The sequence below is a fragment of the Kribbella deserti genome (assembly GCF_042434725.1).
GTDB lineage: Bacteria > Actinomycetota > Actinomycetes > Propionibacteriales > Kribbellaceae > Kribbella > Kribbella deserti.
Genome location: NZ_JBHLTC010000029.1, coordinates 165,825 through 186,513, shown reverse-complemented (window position 1 = coordinate 186,513; position 20,689 = coordinate 165,825). Strand labels below are relative to the sequence as shown.

At 68.2% G+C, this 20,689-nt stretch carries 23 protein-coding genes and 1 riboswitch; of the genes, 5 read left to right on the top strand and 18 right to left on the bottom strand.

What is annotated here, in order from left to right; all coding sequences use genetic code 11:
• Window position 1 precedes the first annotated feature (1 nt).
• Genes pnuC through ribD form a run of 3 tightly spaced genes read right to left on the bottom strand, consistent with a single transcriptional unit; the run spans window position 2 to window position 2,358 of the window.
• Window positions 2–691 (bottom strand): nicotinamide riboside transporter PnuC, encoded by a 690-nt coding sequence (gene pnuC / locus ACFFGN_RS22655; RefSeq protein WP_380050992.1) that lies wholly within the window; start codon window positions 689–691, stop codon window positions 2–4.
• Complete coding sequence (locus tag ACFFGN_RS22650; RefSeq protein ID WP_380050990.1) at window positions 688–1,293, bottom strand: riboflavin synthase; 606 nt, start codon at window positions 1,291–1,293, stop codon at window positions 688–690. The genes pnuC and ACFFGN_RS22650 overlap by 4 nt, the downstream gene beginning before the upstream one ends.
• Entirely contained in the window at window positions 1,294–2,358 is a 1,065-nt protein-coding gene (gene ribD, locus ACFFGN_RS22645; RefSeq protein ID WP_380050988.1) for a bifunctional diaminohydroxyphosphoribosylaminopyrimidine deaminase/5-amino-6-(5-phosphoribosylamino)uracil reductase RibD, read from the bottom strand.
• 112 nt (window positions 2,359–2,470) lie between these two features.
• Window positions 2,471–2,602, bottom strand: a riboswitch (FMN riboswitch).
• Between the two features lie 269 nt (window positions 2,603–2,871).
• On the opposite strand from ribD, the gene ACFFGN_RS22640 reads away from it, so the two are divergent.
• Genes ACFFGN_RS22640 through ACFFGN_RS22630 form a run of 3 tightly spaced genes read left to right on the top strand, consistent with a single transcriptional unit; the run spans window position 2,872 to window position 5,196 of the window.
• Complete coding sequence (locus tag ACFFGN_RS22640; RefSeq protein WP_380050986.1) at window positions 2,872–3,729, top strand: ABC transporter substrate-binding protein; 858 nt, start codon at window positions 2,872–2,874, stop codon at window positions 3,727–3,729.
• Window positions 3,729–4,463: an amino acid ABC transporter permease gene (locus ACFFGN_RS22635; RefSeq protein WP_380050984.1), complete on the top strand. Its 735-nt coding sequence runs from the start codon at window positions 3,729–3,731 to the stop codon at window positions 4,461–4,463. Before ACFFGN_RS22640 ends, ACFFGN_RS22635 begins: the two co-directional genes overlap by 1 nt.
• Complete coding sequence (locus ACFFGN_RS22630; RefSeq protein WP_380050982.1) at window positions 4,456–5,196, top strand: amino acid ABC transporter ATP-binding protein; 741 nt, start codon at window positions 4,456–4,458, stop codon at window positions 5,194–5,196. Before ACFFGN_RS22635 ends, ACFFGN_RS22630 begins: the two co-directional genes overlap by 8 nt.
• On the opposite strand, the gene ACFFGN_RS22625 is transcribed toward ACFFGN_RS22630, so the two are convergent.
• The 8 genes from ACFFGN_RS22625 to ACFFGN_RS22590 form a co-directional block, all read right to left on the bottom strand.
• On the bottom strand, window positions 5,193–5,972 hold the full coding sequence (locus ACFFGN_RS22625) for an HAD-IIA family hydrolase (RefSeq protein WP_380050980.1): 780 nt from the start codon (window positions 5,970–5,972) through the stop codon (window positions 5,193–5,195). The genes ACFFGN_RS22630 and ACFFGN_RS22625 overlap by 4 nt on opposite strands.
• 65 nt (window positions 5,973–6,037) lie before the next feature.
• On the bottom strand, window positions 6,038–6,703 hold the full coding sequence (gene rpe / locus ACFFGN_RS22620) for a ribulose-phosphate 3-epimerase (RefSeq protein ID WP_380050978.1): 666 nt from the start codon (window positions 6,701–6,703) through the stop codon (window positions 6,038–6,040).
• A gap of 13 nt (window positions 6,704–6,716) precedes the next feature.
• Complete coding sequence (locus ACFFGN_RS22615; protein ID WP_380050976.1) at window positions 6,717–7,448, bottom strand: cobalt-precorrin-6A reductase; 732 nt, start codon at window positions 7,446–7,448, stop codon at window positions 6,717–6,719.
• Window positions 7,445–8,188, bottom strand: coding sequence for a precorrin-4 C(11)-methyltransferase (cobM, locus tag ACFFGN_RS22610; RefSeq protein WP_380050974.1), 744 nt, complete (start codon window positions 8,186–8,188; stop codon window positions 7,445–7,447). Before cobM ends, ACFFGN_RS22615 begins: the two co-directional genes overlap by 4 nt.
• Window positions 8,189–8,219: 31 nt before the next feature.
• Window positions 8,220–9,416, bottom strand: coding sequence for a precorrin-6y C5,15-methyltransferase (decarboxylating) subunit CbiE (cbiE, locus tag ACFFGN_RS22605; protein ID WP_380050972.1), 1,197 nt, complete (start codon window positions 9,414–9,416; stop codon window positions 8,220–8,222).
• Window positions 9,409–9,768: a PPOX class F420-dependent oxidoreductase gene (locus ACFFGN_RS22600; protein WP_380051037.1), complete on the bottom strand. Its 360-nt coding sequence runs from the start codon at window positions 9,766–9,768 to the stop codon at window positions 9,409–9,411. The genes cbiE and ACFFGN_RS22600 overlap by 8 nt, the downstream gene beginning before the upstream one ends.
• Window positions 9,769–9,986: 218 nt before the next feature.
• Entirely contained in the window at window positions 9,987–11,855 is a 1,869-nt protein-coding gene (locus ACFFGN_RS22595) for an alpha/beta fold hydrolase (protein ID WP_380050970.1), read from the bottom strand.
• A 103-nt stretch (window positions 11,856–11,958) separates the two neighbouring features.
• Window positions 11,959–12,615 (bottom strand): NBR1-Ig-like domain-containing protein, encoded by a 657-nt coding sequence (locus tag ACFFGN_RS22590; protein WP_380050968.1) that lies wholly within the window; start codon window positions 12,613–12,615, stop codon window positions 11,959–11,961.
• A 168-nt stretch (window positions 12,616–12,783) separates the two neighbouring features.
• Between ACFFGN_RS22590 and ACFFGN_RS22585 the strand changes: the two genes are divergently transcribed.
• Window positions 12,784–13,506 (top strand): CHAP domain-containing protein, encoded by a 723-nt coding sequence (locus ACFFGN_RS22585; protein ID WP_380050966.1) that lies wholly within the window; start codon window positions 12,784–12,786, stop codon window positions 13,504–13,506.
• 88 nt (window positions 13,507–13,594) lie between these two features.
• On the opposite strand, the gene ACFFGN_RS22580 is transcribed toward ACFFGN_RS22585, so the two are convergent.
• Window positions 13,595–14,359, bottom strand: coding sequence for an alpha/beta fold hydrolase (locus ACFFGN_RS22580; RefSeq protein ID WP_380050964.1), 765 nt, complete (start codon window positions 14,357–14,359; stop codon window positions 13,595–13,597).
• A 156-nt stretch (window positions 14,360–14,515) separates the two neighbouring features.
• Here ACFFGN_RS22580 and ACFFGN_RS22575 point away from each other — a divergent pair, with 156 nt between their 5' ends.
• Window positions 14,516–14,788, top strand: a complete 273-nt coding sequence (locus tag ACFFGN_RS22575; RefSeq protein ID WP_380050962.1) for a DUF1905 domain-containing protein — start codon at window positions 14,516–14,518, stop codon at window positions 14,786–14,788.
• A 23-nt stretch (window positions 14,789–14,811) separates the two neighbouring features.
• Here ACFFGN_RS22575 and egtD read toward each other — a convergent pair whose 3' ends face one another.
• The 6 genes from egtD to ACFFGN_RS22545 form a co-directional block, all read right to left on the bottom strand.
• Window positions 14,812–15,789, bottom strand: coding sequence for an L-histidine N(alpha)-methyltransferase (egtD, locus tag ACFFGN_RS22570; RefSeq protein WP_380050960.1), 978 nt, complete (start codon window positions 15,787–15,789; stop codon window positions 14,812–14,814).
• The gene (egtC, locus tag ACFFGN_RS22565) at window positions 15,786–16,553 is read right to left on the bottom strand and encodes an ergothioneine biosynthesis protein EgtC (RefSeq protein ID WP_380050958.1); all 768 of its coding nucleotides are present in this window, start codon (window positions 16,551–16,553) and stop codon (window positions 15,786–15,788) included. The genes egtD and egtC overlap by 4 nt, the downstream gene beginning before the upstream one ends.
• Window positions 16,554–16,557: 4 nt before the next feature.
• On the bottom strand, window positions 16,558–17,892 hold the full coding sequence (gene egtB, locus ACFFGN_RS22560) for an ergothioneine biosynthesis protein EgtB (RefSeq protein ID WP_380050956.1): 1,335 nt from the start codon (window positions 17,890–17,892) through the stop codon (window positions 16,558–16,560).
• Window positions 17,889–19,109, bottom strand: coding sequence for a glutamate-cysteine ligase family protein (locus ACFFGN_RS22555; RefSeq protein ID WP_380050954.1), 1,221 nt, complete (start codon window positions 19,107–19,109; stop codon window positions 17,889–17,891). Before ACFFGN_RS22555 ends, egtB begins: the two co-directional genes overlap by 4 nt.
• A 144-nt stretch (window positions 19,110–19,253) precedes the next feature.
• Window positions 19,254–19,913, bottom strand: coding sequence for a (2Fe-2S)-binding protein (locus ACFFGN_RS22550; protein ID WP_380050952.1), 660 nt, complete (start codon window positions 19,911–19,913; stop codon window positions 19,254–19,256).
• Window positions 19,910–20,686, bottom strand: coding sequence for an ABC transporter ATP-binding protein (locus tag ACFFGN_RS22545; RefSeq protein ID WP_380050950.1), 777 nt, complete (start codon window positions 20,684–20,686; stop codon window positions 19,910–19,912). Before ACFFGN_RS22545 ends, ACFFGN_RS22550 begins: the two co-directional genes overlap by 4 nt.
• Window positions 20,687–20,689 lie beyond the last annotated feature (3 nt).

Sequence of the window (20,689 nt, the reverse complement as noted above, 5' to 3'; positions counted from 1 at the left end):
GTCAGCTCACCTTTCCAGTACTTACCGGCTGCGGCTCGGCGGTCTGCGACTGGCGCTGGATCCGCCACCAGGCGGCGAATCCGATCACGCAGAAGACGCCGTACACGATGTACATGACGGCCGACGGGTAGAACTTGGCCTTGAGCAGCAGCGGTACGCCGACGACGTCCACCGCGATCCAGATCAGCCAGAACTCGACCCAGCCGCGGGCCATACCGTAGGTGGCGAGAATCGATCCGGTCAGGATCCACGCGTCCCACTGCGGGCCCCAGGAACCGAGCTCCTTCAGTACGAAGTAGCTCACGCCGTACAGGATCACCGCGGCGCCGAACAGTTCCAGCCGCTCGCGGTTGGTGGCCCAGCGCGGCTGCACGCCGTGCCCATCGGTACCGGCCGAGTGGCGGTTGTGGTACCAGCGGTACCAGCCGTAGAGGCTGACGATCGCGAAGAAGACCTGGCGGCCGGCCTGGCCCCACAGATCCTTGTCCTGCGGGTTGTCGAACATGCCGCCGACGAACACGGTGAACAGCAGAACGTTACCGATCACCCCGACCGGCCAGGCCGCGACCATCCGGCGCATGCCGAACAACGCGCTGCCCAGGCCGAACACGTTGCCGACGATCTCGCGCACCAGCACGGGCGATCCGGCGATCGTCACCTGCTCGTGCAGCAGCCAGCTGAAGAAGTTCATTCCTTGCCTCCGGCAAGCAGACGCTCGACGTACTTGGCGATCACGTCGACCTCGAGGTTCACCACGTCGCCGACCTGGTTGCGGCCGAGCACGGTGAGCTCGAGCGTGGTCGGGATCAGGCTGATGCCGAAGGTGCCGGACTCGTCGTCGACGTCGGTGACGGTCAGCGAGACCCCGTCGACGGTGATCGAGCCCTTCTCGGCGATGTACTTGAGGATCTGCGGAACGGCCGCGATCCGGACGTTCTCCCAGTGCGTGGACGGCTCGCGCGACACGATCGTGCCGACGCCGTCGACGTGACCCTGCACGATGTGGCCGCCGAGCCGGGAGTGCGCGGTGACGGCGCGTTCCAGGTTGACCCGGGAGCCGCGCTGGACCGAGCCGAGGCTGGTCCGCAGCAGGGTCTCGCGCATCACGTCGGCGGTGAAGGTCTCACCGTCGACCGCCACCACGGTCAGGCAACAGCCGTTCACCGCGATCGAGTCGCCATGGCCCGCGTCGGACGTCACGGTCGGGCCGGCGATCCGTAGCCGGGCGGCGTCGCCCTCCAGCAGTTCGAAGGCCTCGACCGTGCCTAGTTCTTCGACGATTCCGGTGAACATTCAGACCGTCCTTAAATCAGTTCGTGCAGGGGACTGTGCGTGCTGGCTTACGGGGGAAAGCGTGAGCCGGACGTCGTCGCCGAGGCGGGTGACATCCGAAAGACTGAAGCGCCGCAGGTCCGCGATCGATTCCGCGCCCAGGTCACCAACCGCGGAACGACCCGAGCCGAGCAGCGCCGGGGCGACGTACGTGACGATCCGGTCGACCAGACCCGCTCGTACGAAGGCGGCGGCCAGGGTCGGGCCGCCTTCGAGCCACAGGTGCCGGATCTGGCGATCCGCGAGCTGGCGAAGGACCTCGGCCGGGTCATGCGTGGGCAGCAGCAGCGTTTCGGCCTGCGGGTTCCGCACCCGGGCCGTCTCCGGTATTTCGCGGTCGCCGACGACCACCCGCAGCGGCTGCCGCTCGACGGGTACGTCGAACTCGTCCCGCACGGTCAGCTCGGGGTCGTCGTCGAACACGGTCTGGGTGCCGACCGCGATGGCGTCGCACGTCGCGCGCAGGCGGTGGACGTCGGCGCGGGCCGCCGTACCGGTGATCCACTTGCTCGAACCGTCCTTGGCGGCGCTACGCCCATCGAGCGTGGTGGCGAACTTCCAGGTGACGAACGGCCTTCCGGTGCGAACCGCGTGCAGCCAGATCCCGTTCCCGGCCTCGGCCTCCCCGCTCAGCACGCCGGATTCGACCTCGACCCCGTGCTCCACCAGGTACGACGCTCCGCCCGCGGCTTGCGGGTTCGGGTCGGGTACGGCGTACACGACGCGGGCGATACCGGCCTCGACCAGGGCCTGCGCGCACGGCCCGGTACGGCCGGTGTGGTTGCACGGCTCAAGCGTCACGTACGCCGTCCCGCCGCGGGCGCGGTTACCCGCCATCCGCAGGGCGCCGACCTCGGCGTGCGGGCCACCCGTCACGGCGTGCCAGCCTTCGCCGACGGGATGGCCGTCACGGGCGGTGATAACACAACCGACGACGGGATTGGGATGGGTGCTGCCGATACCGCGCGCGGCGAGTTCGACGGCGCGGCGCATCCACGCGACGTCGATCGGCGAGGTGGAACTCATGAACGGCGGTCCCTCGTTGTCACGGTCGAGCTCTCGGGGTCGTGACAACCGGCGCGCGCGTTCACCTGAATCCGGGCAGACCTCCGGACACACGCGAGACGCACCCGCCGATCGCGTGCGCCTCCCATCCGGACTTTCACCGTCGGTCCTGGAATTCCACCAGGTCAACCGGCCGACAAACCGCATCGACCGGGTCGCGGACTATAACCGCCGGCTCGGAATTACACCGACCCCGGAGCACGCGAGTGGGTTCACTCGTACCTTCAGTGTGCCACTAGTCCGCAATCGCGCCACGACCCAGGTCACACCCCGAGACACAGACCGGGTGCCTGTTGGGCGCGGCACCGGGCTCTCAGCGACTTCTACGGTGGGGATGATATAGCACAGGAGCGGTGGACTTTCGGGCGTTGTCTCATTCGCCGCTCGCGCGGAATGAGGCCCGGCCGGGCGGCGTTAGCGTCGAGGTGTGGGTCACCCCCACGATCGTTGCCCGCTGCACCTAAGGAGATCCCCGTGCGCGCCATCAGCGCCTTCCGTAAGCTCGCCGCCCTCGGCACCGCCATCACCCTGGCCGTGAGCCTCGCCGCCTGCGGTGGCGACGACCAGCCCGCCACCGACGGTCCTGACCTCGGGCTGCTGCAGGCCGGCACACTGCGGATCGGCACGCTCACCGACGCCCCGCCGAACGTGTACGTCAAGGACGGCAAGTTCACCGGCTTCGACAACGACCTGATCACCGCGGTCGCCGCCAAGCTCAACCTGAAGCCCGAGTTCGTCGGCACCGACTTCTCCGCCCTGCTCTCACAGGTGAACGGCGGCCAGTTCGATCTCGGCAGCTCCTCCATCACGATCACCGCGGCGCGCAAGAAGACGGTTGCCTTCAGCAATGGCTACGACTTCGGCTACCTCGGTCTGAACACCACCAAGACCTCGGGTATCACCTCGTTCGACCAGCTCCCGGGCAAGCGCGTGGTTGTTGTCCAGGGCACCGTTCAGGACGACTACGCCACCCAGAAGAACCTCAACCCGGTCCGCGTGCCGAACTACAACGCCGCGGTCGGCCAGCTCAAGGCCGGCACCGCCGACGCGTGGATCTCCCCGGCCGAAATCGGCGAGAAGATGGCCAAGGAGCAGGGCGGCGGCGTCGTCATCCTGGCCGCGAAGGAGCTCAGCTCGGCGCCAACCGCCTACGCGGTTGCCAAGAGCAACGACAAGCTGCGTGAAGCGGTGAACAAGGCCCTCGACGAGGTCATCGCCGAGGGCACCTGGACCAAGCTGGTCGAGCAGTACTACCCGGGCCGCGCCGTACCGCCGTCGTTCAAGCCCGGCAGCGGTACGGTGAAGTTCGCGCCGCCGGCGCACTCGAGCTGATGGATATCTGGTCTACCCTCAGCGACACGTTTCTCGACTGGGAGTCGATGAAGCTGGTCCTGCCGGAAATGCTCAAGGTGGGACTGGTCAACACCCTGATCCTCGCCGCCGCCTCGGTCGTGCTGGGCACCGTGCTCGGCATGATCGTGGCGGTGATGGGGCTGTCGCGGCGCCGCTGGCTGCGCTGGCCCGCGAAGATCTACACCGACATCTTCCGCGGTCTGCCTGCCATCCTGACCATCCTGCTGATCGGTCAGGGCCTTTCGCCGATCACCCGGCACTGGTGGGGCCCGAATCCCTACCCGCTGGGAATTCTCGCGCTGTCGTTGATCGCGGCCGCCTATATCGGTGAGATCTTCCGGTCCGGCATCCAGAGCATCGAGAAGGGGCAACTGGAGGCGGCCCGGGCGCTGGGCTTCAGCTACACCTCGGGCATGCGGCTGGTCGTCATTCCCCAAGGCGTACGACGGGTCCTGCCCGCGCTGGTGAACCAGTTCATCGCGCTGGTGAAGGAGTCCAGCCTGGTCTACTTCCTCGGGTTGCTCGCCAGTCAGCGCGAGCTGTTCCGGATCGGCCAGGACGCCGCCGCGACCAACGGCAATCTCTCGCCGTTGCTGCTGGCGGGCATTTTCTACCTGCTCATCACGATCCCGCTCACCCATCTGGTGAACTACTTCGACAAGCGGCTGCGCGAAGGCCGCCCGGTCCTGGAAGAGGAGTCGGCCCGTGCCTGACAGCTACCAAGCGGCCAGTCTCGAGGTCACCGGGATCGAGCTTGCCTTCGGCAACAACAAGGTACTGCGCGGGGTAGATCTCGCCGTGCCCGCCGGTACGACGGCCTGCGTGATCGGGCCGTCCGGCTCCGGCAAGTCCACCCTCTTGCGGACGACGAACCGCCTGCTCGAACCAGACGCGGGCGACGTACGGCTCGGTGGTCAATCCGTCCTGCGCAGCAATCCGGACGAGTTGCGCCGCCGGATCGGCATGGTCTTCCAGCACTTCAACCTCTTCCCGCACAAGAGCGTGCTGGAGAACCTGACCCTGCCGTTGCGCAAGATCAAGAAGCTGTCGCCGGACGAGGCGGTCGCCGCGGCCGAGCACCAGCTCGATCTGGTCGGCCTTCGGCACAAGGCGTCCGCGCGACCGGGCAACCTCTCGGGTGGTCAGCAGCAGCGGGTCGCGATCGCCCGGGCGCTCGCGATGAAGCCCGAGGTGATGTTGTTCGACGAGGCCACCTCGGCGCTCGACCCGGAACTGGTCAAGGGCGTGCTCGCGCTGATGGCCGAGCTCGCCAAGGCCGGTATGACGATGGTGGTGGTCACGCACGAGATGGGCTTCGCCCGCGAGGTCGCGGACCAGGTCGCGTTCATGGACCACGGCGTCGTGGTCGAGGCCGGCCCACCTGCACAGATCTTCAGCGCCGCGGAATCCCCCCGGCTACAGCAATTCCTCTCCCAGGTGCTTTAGATCAGGGGGACGACGTCGGCGATGGAGTCGACGATGCGGGTTGGACGATAGGGGAAGCGGTCCACCTCGTGGCTGCCGGTCGAACCGGTGAGCACGAGAATGGTCCGCAGCCCCGCCTCCAGCCCGCTGATCACGTCGGTGTCCATCCGGTCGCCGATCATCACCGTGGTCTCGGAATGCGCCTCGATCTGGTTCAGCGCGCTGCGCATCATCAGCGGATTCGGCTTGCCCACGAAGTACGGCGCGACGCCGGTGGCCCGGGTGATCAGCGCCGCCACCGAACCGGTCGCGGGCAACGGTCCCTCGGCCGACGGACCGGTCGGATCCGGGTTGGTCGCGATGAACCGCGCGCCGTCGGCGATCAGCCGGATCGCCCGGGTGATCGCCTCGAACGAGTACGTCCGGGTCTCCCCCAGCACCACGTAGTCCGGATTGCGCTCGGTCAGCACGTAACCGACCTCGTGCAACGCCGTGGTCAGACCCGCCTCGCCGATCACGTACGCCGTACCACCCGCGCGCTGGTCGTCGAGGAACTGCGCGGTGGCCAAAGCCGACGTCCAGATCGAGTGCTCGGGTACATCGATGCCACCGGCAAGCAGTCGCGCCCGCAGGTCGCGCGGCGTGAAGATCGAGTTGTTCGTCAGGACCAGGAACCGCTTGCCCGAGTCCTGCAGTTTCGCGATGAACTCCCCGGCACCGGGGATCGCGCGCTCCTCGTGAACCAGCACGCCATCCATGTCGGTCAGCCAGCTCTCGACCGGCTTCGCGTCAGTCATCGTGATCTCCCTGCTGTCGGTTCGAACCGGCGGCGGTGGTCTCCTGCGGGTGCTCTCGTGCTGGGTTAGAGCTTGCTGGCGTTGGTGGCAAGGTCGCGGAGTTTGTCGATCATCACGTTCGGGTCGTCGGCCTGGTAGACCGCCGAGCCGGCCACGAACACGTCCGCGCCCGCGTCGGCGCAGCGCTCGATCGTTTCGGCCGATACCCCGCCGTCGATCTGGATCCAGATGTCCAGGCCGTGCTTGGCGACGAGTTCGCGGGTTCGGCGGATCTTCGGCAGGCACACGTCAAGGAACTTCTGGCCACCGAAGCCCGGTTCCACGGTCATGATCAGCACCATGTCCAGCTCGGCCAGGATGTCCTCGTACGGCTCGATCGGCGTCGCGGGGCGCAGCGCCATCGACGCCCGCGCGCCCTTGGCCCGGATCTCCCGCGCGGTCCGGATCGGCGCCCGGCAGGCCTCGACGTGGAACGTGACGCTGCTCGCGCCCGCCTCGACGTAACCCGGCGCCCAGCGGTCCGGGTCCTCGATCATCAGGTGACAGTCCAGCGGCTGGTCCGTCGCCTTCGCGAGCGACTCGACCACCGGCATGCCGAGGGTGAGGTTCGGAACGAAGTGATTGTCCATCACGTCGACGTGCAGCCAGTCGGCATGCGAGACGGCCCGCGCCTCGTCGGCGAGACGGGCGAAGTCGGCGGACAGGATGCTCGGCGCGATCTGAATACCCATGAGATTCGCGAGTCTATCGACGGCCCTGGAGCCATTCGACGACCTGGGCCGGTTCTGTGACGAGTTCTACGTCTTCCGGCACGCTAGGACGTCGTACGACCACTACAGGTATTCCCAGCGCGCGAGCCGCCTCCAGCTTGGCTGCGGTCATCCCGCCGCCGCTGTCCTTCGTGACCAGTACGTCGATCCGGTGTTCCTGCAGCAGGTTCAACTCGTCCTGGAGGCTGTACGGCCCGCGGGCCAGGATCAGCTCGCACCAAGCCGGTACGGGCTCAGGAGGTTCCACGCACCGCGCGAGCATCCATACCCTGCCCTCGGCCGCGGCGAATGCGGCGAGCCCTTGCCTGCCCGTGGTGACGAACGCTCTAGTGCCTACGCCCGGTAAAGCCTGCGCAGCCTCTGCCAGGTCGTCCACCCAGTGCCAGGTGTCGCTGGGTTGCGGGGTCCACCCGGGTCGTCGTACCAGTAGGAGCGGTACGCCGACCTCGCGCGCGGCTTGGGCGGCATGGGCCGTCATAGTCGCGGCAAACGGATGAGTCGCGTCTACCAGCGCATCCACTCGTTCGGCCCGGAGGTAGGCGGCCAGGCCTTCGACGCCTCCGAAGCCCCCGTGGCGCACCTGGCCTACCGGCAGCTTGGGGTCCTTCACCCGTCCGGCCAGCGACGAAACCACCTCGTGCTCGTCGGCCAGCAGGCGCGCCACCTCACGCGCTTCGCCGGTTCCCCCGAGTAGCAGGACCTTCACGCGCGATCGCGGGCCGCGGAGTAAAGGTGACTGTCGGTAAAGCCTTCGGCGGCCAGGACCTTACCGACGATGATGACGGCCGTACGGCGGATGCCCGCGGCAACCACCTGAGCCGCGATATCGGCCAAAGTGCCGCGCAGAATCACCTCGTTGTCGCGACTGGCCCAGGCGACGACGGCGGCCGGGCAGTCCGTGCCGTAGTTGGGGACCAGCTCGGCGACTACCTGCTCGATGTTGTTCACGGCGAGATGCAGCACGATCGTGGCCCGGCTGGCGCCGAGCGTGGCGAGGTCCTCTCCGGGCGGCATCGCGGTGGCACGGCCTTGGAGCCGGGTCAGGATGACGGTCTGCCCGACTTCCGGCACGGTCAGCTCGCGGTTGAGGCTGGCCGCCGCGGCCGCGTACGCCGGAACGCCGGGGGTCACGTCGTACGGGACCTTGAGCGCGTCGAGCCGTCGCATCTGCTCGGCCATCGCGCTGAACACCGACGGGTCGCCCGAATGCAACCGAGCCACGTCCTGGCCCTTCGCGTCGGCCGCGACGAGCTCCGCGATGATCTCGTCCAGCGTCAGGTCGGCTGTATCCACCTTGCGCGCGTCCGGCGGGCAGTGCGCTAGCAACTCCACCGGGACCAGCGCACCGGCGTACAGGCAGACCGGCGAGGCGGCGATCAGGTCGCGACCCCGCACCGTGATCAGGTCGGCAGCACCCGGCCCCGCGCCGATGAAGTGCACAGTCACTTGGTCACGCTCCGGCTTGTCGCGGCACGGGTCACTTGGTCACACTCCAGATTGTTACGGGCATGGCGGCTCGCCAGCCGGTCATGCCACCGACGGGCGAGGCTCTTTGCACCGCCAGGCGGACCAGGTCCCCGCCGAGTTCGGCGTACCACTTGGCGACAACCGCCTCGGTCTCCAGCGTCACCGCGTTCACCACGAGCCGGCCGCCGGGCGCGAGCGCCTGCCAGCACGTCTCGATCATCCCGGTCTTGGTAGCGCCTCCGCCGACAAAAACCGCCTGCGGCGTCTCAAGGTCAATCAGCGCCTCGGGCGCTTTCCCGGTCACCACCTCGACCACAACGCCGAGCGCGGCCGCGTTGCGAGTGAGCCGCCCGGCCCGCGTGGCGTCCTGCTCGATCGCGACCGCCTTGCAGCTCGGGTGATGCCGGGACCACTCGATGGCGATACTGCCGGCGCCACCGCCCACATCCCACAACAACTGCCCGGGTGTCGGGGCGAGCCTGGAGAGCGTGACGGCCCGTACCTCCCGCTTGGTCAGCTGGCCGTCGCTCTCGTACGCCTCGTCCGGTAATCCCGGGCTAGTCGACAGCAGCGGCGCCCCCGGGTTGGCCCGACAGGTAATACCGATGACGTTCAGGCTGTTCACGTCCTCCTCCGCGAAGGTTGACGCGGTAGCACGGCGAATACGCTCTTCAGCCGAGCCAAGTTGCTCCAGCACGGTCAACTCGCTGTCGCCGTACCCACGGTCCACCAACAGCGCAGCCACCTCCGCAGGCGTATGCGCTCCCCAACTCAGTACGACGATCCGCCGCCCTGGTTGAACGTGAGGCTGCAGAAGTTCCAGAGGATGCCCGACAAGGCTCACCACCTCCACCTGGTCTTGGGCCCACCCGAGTCGCGCGCAGGCCAGGGAAACACTCGACGGACTTGGGATCACCCGAACCGCGTCAGCGCCGAGAAGCCTCGTGAGCGTCGTACCGATGCCGTGGAAGGTCGGATCCCCGCTAGCCAGTACGACGACCCGGCGGCCGCGGTTCTGGGCTAGAAGGCCTGGAAGCGATTCGGACAGCGGCGACGGCCAAGCGATCTGTTCCCCTGTCGACGGGACCAGCTTGAGCTGACGGGCACTTCCCATCACCACGTCGGCCCGTTCGACCGCCTCACGGCCCGCCGCTGCGAGTCCGGACCACCCGTCGGCGCCGATCCCGACCACGGTCAGGTCAGACATTGCCGAGCACCTTTGTGACGGTGATCTCGAGTACCACCCGCTCAGGATTGACCCGCGGCTGCCGATACCGCTCGGCGTAGCGCCGTACGGCCTCCTCAACCTGCTCCGGTTCGTCCCGCACAACCGCCCGGCCTTCCAACGTCGACCACCGCTTACCGTCGACCTGGCAAACCGCGACGGCCGCCTCGCCCTGGGCCCGGATCAACCGCGCCTTGTACGAGCCACCCGAGCAGATCACCCGCGCGATCCCCGCCTCGAACTCCACTGTCACCCCCACCGGCACAACGTGTGGCGTCCCGTCCCTGCGAACCGTGGTGAGCGTGCACAAATGCCGCTCCGTCCAAAAGTCCACAAACCCAGGGCCCCGCTCACTCGTCAGCACCCGCCGATCGTAGTTCCCCACCTCCTCCCCCGCCCCTCAGGGCAACGGCAACGAGACCGCGGTCAGCTGGATGACCGTTGCCACAAAGCCTCGTTGGAACGGTCGCGGCATTGAACGACCAAATCGCGCCGGGCAAATAGAACCGGCCCGCGCCTTCCCCGTGGGAGGCGCGGGCCGGTTCGGATGGGTTAGCGGAGGGTGTTGTTGGCGAGGATGTCGTCGATTTGCTGGTTGAGGAGGTCGGCCTTGGTCGGAGCGGTGCGGGCCTTGGACTTGGGCAGCGGGACTGCCTTGCCGTCGACCGGGCCGACCACCGGGTAGACCGCGGATTCGGCCGGCAGCGGGGTGGTGCCGCAGACCTGGTTCTTGCCGGGCAGTTCGCCGCGGAAGACGAACAGGTCACCGATCGCCTCGACGCAGGAGGAGATGTTGCCGATGTACTGGCCGTGCTGGCCCTCGTCGTCGATGCCGACGAACCGGGTGGCGGCCAGGGTGTCGCGGTGCGTGCGCCAAGCGCCCTCGTACGAGGTGGCCGGGTCGAACTCGCTCTGCACGATCAGCATCCTCGGCGATCCGACCATGTCGAGCTTGCGGTCCTGCGGCGCGTACTTCCAGAAGGCGCACATCGGTACGCCGTTCATGTACCCGAAGAAGTCGTACTTGCGGGCCATCTTGTCGGCTTCGCGAAGGTAGAAGTTCGGGTCCTTGCTCCAGGCGGTGTCGTTGCACCGCACGGTGGTACCAATCGGGCCGAGGTTGATCTCCGTATCGCCGCTCGGGGCCGCCGCGGCCTGCTCACGGGCGTCGTCGAGTACGGAGGTGCGGGTGTTGACCTTGGCGGCGGCGAGCAGGGTCGGGCTGGCCGCGGCCGAGACGCCGTACCGGGCGCGGGTGGCGGCCAGGGTGTCGTACGCCTGCAGTGCCGGGGCGAGACGTGCCCAGGCCCGGTCGACGTGCCCGAGCTCGACCTCGCCGGACGCCGACGGCGCCGTCACGAACTCGTCGTACACGAGGATGTCGAGCGTCGCGCGAATGAACCGGGTGTTGCTGTAGATCGCGCTGTAGATGGCGCCGTCCAGGTCGTCGCCGCGCAGCGTGCCCTCACCGGACTTGTACAGCGAGACCGTCTGCGCACGGATGCCGTTGTACCGGGCCTTCACCTGGGCCGCGGTCTTACCAAGGCCCTGGATCTGGTCGGCGTGCCGGGCGATCCAGGGGAACAGCTGCTGGTCGCGCCGGCGCTGGCCCGAGAACGGGTCGAAGTTCACGTTCTGCCACTGGGTGTGGGTCCAGTCCATGCTCGAGTCGAGCACGATCCGGCCGGTGCGGTGCGGGTACGTGTCGGCGTACCAGCCGCCGAGCCAGGTGCCGTAGCTGTAACCGATGAGGTTCAGCTGACGGGCCTTCAGTAGCTCACGCAGGAAGTCCATGTCGTACACGGTCTGCTGGCTGCTGACGAACTGGCCGAACTCGGTCGAGGAGCAGGCCTCGGCCTGAAGCTTGGCCTCGGCCACCTCGACCTTGTGGGTCTGGCGGGTGCGCTCCTTGTAATCCGGCGTGGTCGGCAGTGCGTTCAGCTTCTCCGCCGTGGTGACACAGCGCAGTGCCTCGCTCTGACCGAATCCGCGCGGGTCGAAACCGAGTAGATCGAAGTCACTGAAGAGCTGGGTCTTGCGGGTCGCACGGGCGGCAGAGAAGTTCAGGCCCGCGCCACCGGGACCGCCCGGGTTGGTGGTCAGGAGGCCCTTCGAGACGCCGGTGGCCTTGCTGTACGAGATCGCCAGCTTGATGTCCGGGTGGGCGTCGGGATTGGCCCAGTCCATCGGAACCTTGACAACGGCGCAGCTGGTCGTCGGCGCCTGCGGATAGGCGGCCTTGATGGTCGCGTCGAACGAGCAGGTCGACCAGGAGACCGGCTGGTCCAGGTAGCGCTGCGGGATCGACGGCGTGACCGGGTCTGTCAGCTTGGCCGGCCCGGCTGCGGTGGCGGCGGGCGGAGCCACGCCGACAAGGGCGAGCGCCGCGGTGGCCGCGACGACTCGAAGTCGAATACTCACGTGATTCTCTCCTGATCACGGGCGGGCAGGACCCGTGCACCATAGGTCAGGAGTGATGGCCGGGCTAGCCGGAAATCGCCACATGCGGCACAAACAAGGGCAATCATTCCTCGTAGGTGCTGAAGATCGTGCAGTACACCGGCGGTGATTCCAGCCCCGGATAGTAGAGCCGCCCGGCCTCGTCGGTGATCTTGAAGTACGCCGTGGAGGATCCGGCCTGTTCAGGGGCCTGCAGCATCATCCGCACGGTCACGGTCTCCCCGGGCAGCGCGTCGGGCAGGCTGACCCGCGCCGGTGACCGCAGCCATCCCGGTACGCCGGCGGCGCCCTGCCGGGTGAGCCACCTGCCGGTCCACGGGCGTTCCCCGCTGTTCCGGATATCCCAGCTCTTCTCGAAGCTCTGGCCCCGCACGATCCGGGTTCCGTCGGGCACGGTCTCGCCGACGAGTTCGGCCCGGTCCTCCGCGTGGTGGTCGGCCGGAACGGAACCGCCCAGCAACATCGGCGCGTTGAGCTCGGGGCCACGTTTACGCATGTCCCGCAACGCCATGTCCCGGTCGGCCCGGACGGCGGCGTCGAGATCAACCACCTGCGCGACCAGGGCACTACCCGCGCCGAAGGCGGCGTCGTACCACTCGATCAACTCCCGGCTGGGCTTGGTGTGCCCGCGTTCCACCCGGGACAGGTGGCCCTTGTCCCAGCCGGACTGCTCGGCGGCCTTCGTCAGTGGTACGCCCGCGGATTCCCGTAACTCACGCATGCGCAAGCCGATCACCTGCCGGGCCTGTGCTGCTCGCACGCCGAACCCCCGTTCGAGCCGATTGCGCGGCTGATAGTGGTCAGTTGTAGGTCGTTGCCCACTGCGACAACACCGTGACTCTCTGATTCTCTGCATGTACGGCCAAATCGCAACCCAGAAGGGGACAACATGATGCGAACCGCCATCTCCCGCGTCACCGCCGCCGTACTTGCCAGTGGACTGAGTTTGATCGTTCTGCCCGCTGCCACCGCCTCCGCGGCTCCCACCGCCCCGACCACTGCCACCGCCGTACTGGCGACTGGAACGGTTGTGACCGACTCGGGGGCCGGTGTCACCATTCGGACCGGCAACGCGACCACTTTCGGGTCGGCCGGCAACCAACCCGACGGGCCGATCCAGATCGACTGCCAGATCTACGGCGAGCCGGTGACCGGCAAGTTCGGCCGAAGCCTGATCTGGGACCACATCCCGGGGAAGGGCTATGTCTCCGACGCGTACGTCAACACCGGTAGCACCGGCCTGGTCGCTCCCCTGTGTACGGCGAACCCGCGGGCCGACCGGGCCATCGCGTGGTTCAACGCCCGCATGGGCTCCACGGCGTACCAGGGCCTGTGTGAGAAGGCGGCGGAGAACTCGTACGGCAAGACCGGTATCTGGGCCTCCGCGAAGGCCGGCTGGAACGACGCGGTGGCACGAGGCGCAGCCCATCGAGGCGACCTCAACCCGCCCAAGGGCGCACTCGTCTACTGGGACCTCGCGGCGCCGTACGGCCACGTAGGTGTCTCCAAGGGCGGCGGCTACTTCGTCGCGACAAGCGTGGGTGGAGCCATCGGTAGCGCCAGAATGCCGTACTTCTCCAACTACCTCGGCTGGGCCTGGCCGAACTTCTAACTAGTGCCGAACTTCTAACTAGTACTGAAAGGCCGGACGCCTTCCCTCCAAGGCGACCGGCCTTTCGACTTGTACGGGCGGTATGCCACTACGGGTACTCGATGCGGTTGAGCCAGTCGGTGACGAGCGCGTGGTACAGCGCGTCCTGCAGGACCGGGAGGTCGTGGTCGGCCCGATCAAGTACGACGTACGTCGCACGCGGGTAGTCCGGCAGCAGGCTCCACGGGTCGACGTACCCGGTGGCGGTGTCCTGGCGGCCGGTAACGATCAGCGCAGGCACTTCGCACGGCTTAGGCAAGTTGTCGACGCTGTAGGTGCTCGCGCCAAGATCGCCGACCACCTCCGCCAGGAAGTCCAGGTCAGCCGCTTGCTCCGCGGGAGCGTAGTACCGCTCCTGCTTGAGCTTGTACGCCGCTTGGTAGTCCTCGGAGTCGAGAATGCCCGGCTGTTCGGCCGGTACGGTCCGGCTGTCCGGGTCGAGCACCACGCCGGGGACCCGCAGCAGTACGCCGTCCACCTGGTCGAAGCGATCACGCAGCACTCCGCGCGCCATGAACGAACCAGCCGAGGCGCCGGCGATGACGAAGTGGCGGTCGCCGATCAGTTCGTCTATGAAGCGCTGGACTACCTGCTGGAACCCCGCCAGGCCCTTGATCCAGGAGCGGCCTGGCGTCTCGCCGTGGCCCGGCGGGTCCAGGTAGATCCGCTGCCAGCCCGGGCGGTTCGCGAACACCGGCTCGTGCAGGTCCCGGTTCTCGCTGAGCTGGTCACCCCAGCGCGGCAGGAACACGATCGGGCGCCCCTCGCCGTACACCTCGTAGTGCAGCGGCAGGTCATCGATGTCGAGGATCATGCCTCCGAACCTAGGGCGCTTCCGCCCTCCACCGGAGGCTTTCTACTGAGAGCAGACACTTCGGACCGTTGAACGAAAAAGATGAGAACGGGATGTCGAGAATGGCTGAGTGGCTTCTACTCCCAGATAAGAAGCCAAGCGAAAGGGAGCACGACGATGGAGCTCGACAAGGAATTCACGGCTCAGCTGCTGCAGAGTGACGCCAAGGGCGGCTGGACCTACGTGAAGATGGACGGATCGGCCGAGTTCTTCGGCACGCGTGGGCTGGTGAAGGTGCGCGGCACGATGGACGGGCACCCGTTCGAGAGCTCGTTCATGGCGCTGGGCGACGGCACGCACAAGCTGCCGGTCAAGGCCGAGCTACGGGCGCTGATCGGCAAGAACCCCGGCGACACCATCACCGTGCACCTCTCGGAGCGGATCAAGTAATCACCGGGGTTCCGCAAGAAGACCTAGAGCGCCTGCCAGAGCGAAAGCGCGAAGCGGTCCTCGCTGTCGGTCCACCACGCGCCGGCAGCGAAACCACCCTTGGTGAGCTCTGCCTCAACGCCTTCGCGGCGGAACTTGGCGGACACCTCGGTGCTCAGCTCCTCGCCCTCGGCGAACTCCACCTCCAGGCCGATCTCCGGGATGAGCACGCTCATCGCGCGATCGGCCCGCAGGTGCATCTCGATCCACTCGTTCTCCGGGTCCCAGATGGCCCGGTGGCTGAAGGCCTCGACCTCGAAGTCCGCGCCGAGCTGGCGGTTCAGCACGCGCAGCACGTTCCGGTTGAACTCGGCGGTCACCCCGGCGGCATCGTCGTACGCCCGGACCAGCACGTCCGGGTCCTTGACCAGGTCCGTGCCGAGCAGTAGCCACTCGCCGGGCTCCAGCGCGGCCCGGACCGAGGTGTAGAACTCGGCCCGTTCGGCGGGTAGGAGGTTGCCGATGGTGCCACCGAGGAACGCGACCACCCGAGGGGCTTCACCGGGGAGCCGGTCCAGATGCGCGGTGAAGTCGCCGACCACTCCATGCACGGTGAGGGCCGGGAAGTCCGCGTTGATCGCCCGGGCCGCGTCGCGCAGCGCGACCTCGGATACGTCCAGCGGGACGAACGTGCTGAGCGTGCCGTGGTCGTGCAAGGCCTGCAGCAGCAGCCGGGTCTTCTCCGAGGAGCCGGAACCGAGTTCGACCAGGGTGTGCGCGCCGGTCAGGGCCGCGATCTCGCCGGCCCGGGCGTCGAGGATCTCGCGCTCGGCCCGGGTCGGGTAGTACTCCGGAAGCCGGGTGATCTGCTCGAACAACTCGCTGCCCCGCGCGTCATAGAACCACTTCGGCGCGAGCCACTTCGGCTCGGCCGTGAGTCCGGCCCGCGCGTCGGCCCGGAGGGCGCGCGAGGCGTAGTCCGGAGTCAGGTGGATGTCGATCGTGGGATCAATCAGGGTCACTGTGGTCCTTCCGTCGAGTCATCGAGATCCAGCGGTGTTACCGCCAGGGAAGTCTGGGTGGCGACCAGCAGGGACCGGTCCGGCACCGGCTCCCAGCCGTCGGCCAGCGCCCACGGCTCGGAGCTGACCGCGACGGAGTCCACCGTGGCCTTGACCGAGAGGGCATGGGTCCAGCTGGTCGCGACGATCTGCCGGCCGTCGGTGAGCAGGAAGTTGAGCCGCGCCCACGGGTCGAGCGCAACCACCTCGGCGACCACCTGCGAGACGGCCTCGGGCGCCGCCGTACCAGCGCGGAGGCGGTGCCGGATCAAGGCCCACAGCAACGCGGAATCGGTCGGGGCGTCGAGGCGGATCAAGTCCGTGACGGGTAGCGACTCGGCCAGTTTCGCGATCGAGTCGGGCCAGCCGCGCACGACGCCGTTGTGGCTGAAGAACCAGTTCCCGTCCTGGAACGGCGCGCAGGCGGCTTCGCCGGGCGGCATACCGGCAGTGCCATTGCGGACCGCGGCCAGAACCGCGCCCGTCTGGATGGACGCGGCCAGGCCGGGCAGGTTCTCATCCGCCCAGATCGGCACGTCGCGGCGATACCGAACCGCCGCGCCGGTGGCGTCGTACCAGCCGATGCCGAAGCCGTCGGCGTTGACGGTTCCACCGCCGCGCATGTCGGCCGGAGCCCAGCTCTGCCGGTAGAGCGAATGGGGTGAATCAAGAACCAGCTCGGCCAGCGGTACGATCGGCCCGAGATACGCCAGATGGCGGCACATCGGATTAGCCCAGCTCCTCTGGCCGTGGATCCCGCGCACAGCGGAAGCCGGCGAAGATCTGCCGCCGGATCGGGTAGTCCCAGTTCCGGAAGGTGCTGCGGGCAACGATCTCGTCCGCGCCGAACGAACCACCGCGCAGCACCTTGTAGTCCGGGCCGAAGAAGACCAGCGAGTACTCGTCGTACGGCCAGGCGCGGAAGTCCGGGTACGGCGTGAAGTCGCTGCTGGTCCACTCCCAGACATCCCCGACGAGTTGTTCGACGCCCAGCGGCGAGGCACCGGCCGGATACGCGCCGACCGGGGCCGGACGGAGATGCCGCTGGCCGAGGTTCGCGTGCTGCGGGCCGGGGTTCTCGTCGCCCCAGGGGAAGCGCCTGGTCCGGCCCGTCGCCAGGTCGAACCGCGCGGCCATTTCCCACTCCGCCTCAGTGGGCAGGCGCTTACCCGCCCAGGCGGCGTAGGCCTCGGCCTCGTAGAAGCAGACGTGCATCACCGGTTCGTCCAGCGGCAACGCCTCGCGATGCGCGAACCTGGTCCGGAACCAGCCTTCGGGCGTTTGCTGCCAGAACCGGGGCGCGACCAGGCTCGCCTTCTGCCGATGGGCCCAGCCGTTCGGGGACCACCAGCGCTCATCGTCGTACCCACCGGCGTCGACGAAGGCCAGGTAGTCGCCGTTCGTGACCGGCACGGTGTCGATGAAGTACGGCGCGACGCGCACCGGATGTGCGGGCCGCTCGTTGTCGAGGGCCCACGGCTCGGTCGACGTACCCATCAGGAATTCGCCGCCTGGCACGAGCACCTCGGCCGAGGGCAACCGGCGGCCCGGCGGAGGCGGCGGCGCGTCGAGCACGGGCACGCCTTCGCGCAGTTGGTGGGTGGCCAGCATCGTCTCGTCGTGCTGTTGCTCGTGCTGAACGATCATGCCGAAGGCGAAGGCGTTGTCGACCAGCTCGCGCCCGTCGAACCGGACGTGGTCGAGCACGTCGAAGACCTTGTCCCGCACCTCGCTGACGTAGGCCCGGGCCTCGTCCGGTCCGAGCAGCGGCAGCGCCGGCCGATCCGCCCGGGCGTGTTTGAAGGCGTCGTACAGCTCGTCGATGTCCTGCCGAACGGGCTCACGGCCGCCGACGTCGCGAACCAGCCAGAGCTCTTCCTGGTTGCCGATGTGGGCGTAGTCCCACACCAGCGGCGACATCAGGCGGGAGTGCTGGCGAACCAGGTCGTCGGTATCGACCGAGTCGGTCAGCTGGACCGTTCGCGCGCGAGAGCGGGTGAGCTGCTCGGCGACAAACGTACGCAGCCCTTCGGCGGTGAGGCCGGACAGCTGGTGGGAGTTCATGAAGCTCGCCTTCCGTTGAGGTCGTCGACGATGGAGTGCAGGCGGTCACCGACCACGGTGGCCAGGTCGTTGCCGATGTCGAGGCGGTCGAAGGCATTCGTGCCCACCTCGACCACCTCCCGGGCCGACTCCAGCAGCAACGGGTCGGCCAGGCCGTTCCGGGCGGCGGGCAGCCAGCGCCCGGCAGCCGGCTCGGCCGCGGCCAAGGCCTGGTCGACCACGTCCGGTCCGGCCATCAACGCGCTGAGCAGCACGGTCGGCGCCACCCAGCCGTCGCCGGTCTGGGCATCGAGATAGCGGACCTCGAGATAACCGCGCGGGCGAACCGGCGGGAACAAGGTCGAGAGGTGATAGTCGAGATCGTCGTACGTCGGCCGGTCCCCCGGCAGGGCGCCGTCGGCCCAGGCGCCGAAAGTCAGACCGGGTGGTGAGTCCCAGCTGTCGCCGCGGCGCAAACAGAGCACGGGCGCCTCCATCGCGGTCCGGGCCCAGTCCGCCGCTGGATCGGCCGTCGGCCGCGGCGGTGGTTCGGTGAACGGCGCGCAGGTACCGAAGGTGGCCTCGGTCCGCGCGGAGGCCCAGCCGGTGTCGGCACCCTCGCGATGACTGGAATTCGCGAAGAGGGCCAGCATCGTCGGGCCCAGATCATGCAGGGCCTGCCAGCGCTGAGCGGTCTCCCCCGCGTCCAGGCAGACCTGCAGGCCGGCCGAGCTGCACATCATCCGGGGACCGTGCGGGCCGAGCCGCTCGAAGGCGCGCTCCATCGCGGCGTAGCGCGGTACGTCGAGCAGGCGCCGGGGAGGACGGAACGGATCTAGGCCGTGGTCGCCGGGAACCAGATCGGCGGCGGCAAGCAGGGCGGTGAGCTCGGCGGCGTCGGCGGCGGTGTCATCGATCAGCTGTGACACCGAGGCCGCGGCCGGCCCGGAGATCTCAACCTGGCCACCGGGCTCAACCGTGACCAGGGAACCCCGGCCGAGCGGAAGCTGTGGGCTGTCCGGGACCAGGGTGGGTGGCGCGTGCACGCCAAGGGCGGAACTCAGTTGTGCCGCGTCGAGCGGGCGATGCGGATCGTCCGCATGATGCACCGTCCACTCCAGCTCGACGCCGTGTAATCGCGGTGGCCCGTGCTTGAAACAGACCATCGCGACAAAGCCCTCGGCCTCCTCGCGGGAGCCGATCGGAGCCGTACTGAGGCCCATCGGAGTCTCGGTCATCTCGCTTGCGAACCTATCCGTGGCCCACGGCACGGACAACTGACAGCGGGTTACTGCTCCGTGACATCGTCATAGGTCAGACAATGCCAGGGCCCACCGACAATATTCCGCGTCCGCGTGTCCGGCCCGGAATCCAGCGCTGGATCAGCAGATCCGGGGACAACCGCCACACGGCGTCACACCTGGCAAGGCGTAGAAGAAACAACAAGAGGTCCGGACCTGTTGACCGAGGTCGATGCCGAAAGCCGAGGCCGTCTCCTTGGCGAACTCCGCCTCCTCCGGCGTCTGGATGGCCCGACGCAACTCGTCCTCGGCCGCGCCGTACCGCTGGCGGCTGCTGAGCTTCACCTCGGGCCGGAAGGTCTCCAGGAAGGCCCGGGTATGTTCCTCGAGCTGGACCGCCGCCACCTCCAGCGGAATCACCCGGTCCGACAGGAGGGCCACCTCGGTCGGGAAGTGCTGGGTCGGGTGGCGCCGGAAGGCCAGCGCGGCGGGTGACACATCGGGCGAAACCCCCGTCAGCGCGCCGGAAAGTCCTGCCACCAGCGCGGGCACGCCGACGTACCACATCAGCACGAACATCGCGGCGACCTGCACGGGCGGCTCCACCCCGTACTGCTGGCCGTACTCCCTGGCCAAGGCGGCCCGCCAAGCGGCCGTCGGGTCAGCCCCGGCCTGTTGTGACTGGACCAGCTCCGCGCAGGAGATCCAGTCCGGCCCGGGCACGCGATCGGCGGCACGGACGGAGAGCCAGGGCAGCTCCTCGTCCAGCAGGCCGGCGATGCGGCGGGCGGTATACGTCACCGGGCCAGCGTACGATCCGGCACCACTACCGGCGCTCCGCCGACCTCCACCACCGTCGCGCGCAGGCCGAACACCTCCGCGAGCAGGGCCTCGGTCAGTACGTCGCGCGGCGGGCCCTGTTCGGCGATGGCGCCGTCGCCCATCACGACCAGGTGGTCCGCGTACTGCGCGGCGAGGGTGAGGTCGTGCAGCACGGTGACCACCGTTCGTCCGGCGCGATGAGCGGCCGCGTGTACGACGTTCATCACGTCCACCGCGTGGGCCAGATCCAGGTAGGTGGTCGGCTCGTCGAGCAGCAGATGCGGTGTGCCCTGGGCCAGCACCATCGCGATCCACACTCGCTGACGCTGACCGCCGGAGAGCTGATCGACCGGGCGATCACGCAGCTCCAGCAGTTCGACGGCGGTCAGGGCTTCCTCGATCGCCTGCTGGTCATCGGAGGACAGGCGTGCGAACAACCCGCGGTGGGGATGCCGTCCGCGCGCGACCAGCTCGGCCGCGGTGATGCCTTCCGGCGTGATCGGGCCCTGCGGCAGGATGCCGAGTTTGCGCGCGAGTTCGCGGGCTGGCAGCCGGTGGATGTCGTCGCCGTCGAGCAGAACCCGGCCGGTGGTAGGCGTCAGCAGGCGGCTCATCCCGCGCAACAGGGTGGACTTGCCCGAACCGTTCGGCCCGACGATGGCGGTTACGCGACCGGCCGGCACCTCCAGCGACAGGCCCGACACGATCGTCGGCCCAGCGCCGTACGCGAGGGTGATGTTCTCGACGAACACGGT

Coding starts and splice junctions, on each gene's coding strand:
- egtC (WP_380050958.1), bottom strand. CDS start 16,553: ATGTGCCGCCATCTGGCGTATCTCGGGCCGATCGTACCGCTGGCCGAG.
- ACFFGN_RS22590 (WP_380050968.1), bottom strand. CDS start 12,615: ATGCGTGAGTTACGGGAATCCGCGGGCGTACCACTGACGAAGGCCGCC.
- ACFFGN_RS22625 (WP_380050980.1), bottom strand. CDS start 5,972: ATGACTGACGCGAAGCCGGTCGAGAGCTGGCTGACCGACATGGATGGC.
- rpe (WP_380050978.1), bottom strand. CDS start 6,703: ATGGGTATTCAGATCGCGCCGAGCATCCTGTCCGCCGACTTCGCCCGT.
- ribD (WP_380050988.1), bottom strand. CDS start 2,358: ATGAGTTCCACCTCGCCGATCGACGTCGCGTGGATGCGCCGCGCCGTC.
- ACFFGN_RS22635 (WP_380050984.1), top strand. CDS start 3,729: ATGGATATCTGGTCTACCCTCAGCGACACGTTTCTCGACTGGGAGTCG.
- cbiE (WP_380050972.1), bottom strand. CDS start 9,416: ATGTCTGACCTGACCGTGGTCGGGATCGGCGCCGACGGGTGGTCCGGA.
- egtB (WP_380050956.1), bottom strand. CDS start 17,892: ATGAACTCCCACCAGCTGTCCGGCCTCACCGCCGAAGGGCTGCGTACG.
- ACFFGN_RS22585 (WP_380050966.1), top strand. CDS start 12,784: ATGATGCGAACCGCCATCTCCCGCGTCACCGCCGCCGTACTTGCCAGT.
- ACFFGN_RS22555 (WP_380050954.1), bottom strand. CDS start 19,109: ATGACCGAGACTCCGATGGGCCTCAGTACGGCTCCGATCGGCTCCCGC.
- pnuC (WP_380050992.1), bottom strand. CDS start 691: ATGAACTTCTTCAGCTGGCTGCTGCACGAGCAGGTGACGATCGCCGGA.
- ACFFGN_RS22575 (WP_380050962.1), top strand. CDS start 14,516: ATGGAGCTCGACAAGGAATTCACGGCTCAGCTGCTGCAGAGTGACGCC.
- ACFFGN_RS22580 (WP_380050964.1), bottom strand. CDS start 14,359: ATGATCCTCGACATCGATGACCTGCCGCTGCACTACGAGGTGTACGGC.
- ACFFGN_RS22650 (WP_380050990.1), bottom strand. CDS start 1,293: ATGTTCACCGGAATCGTCGAAGAACTAGGCACGGTCGAGGCCTTCGAA.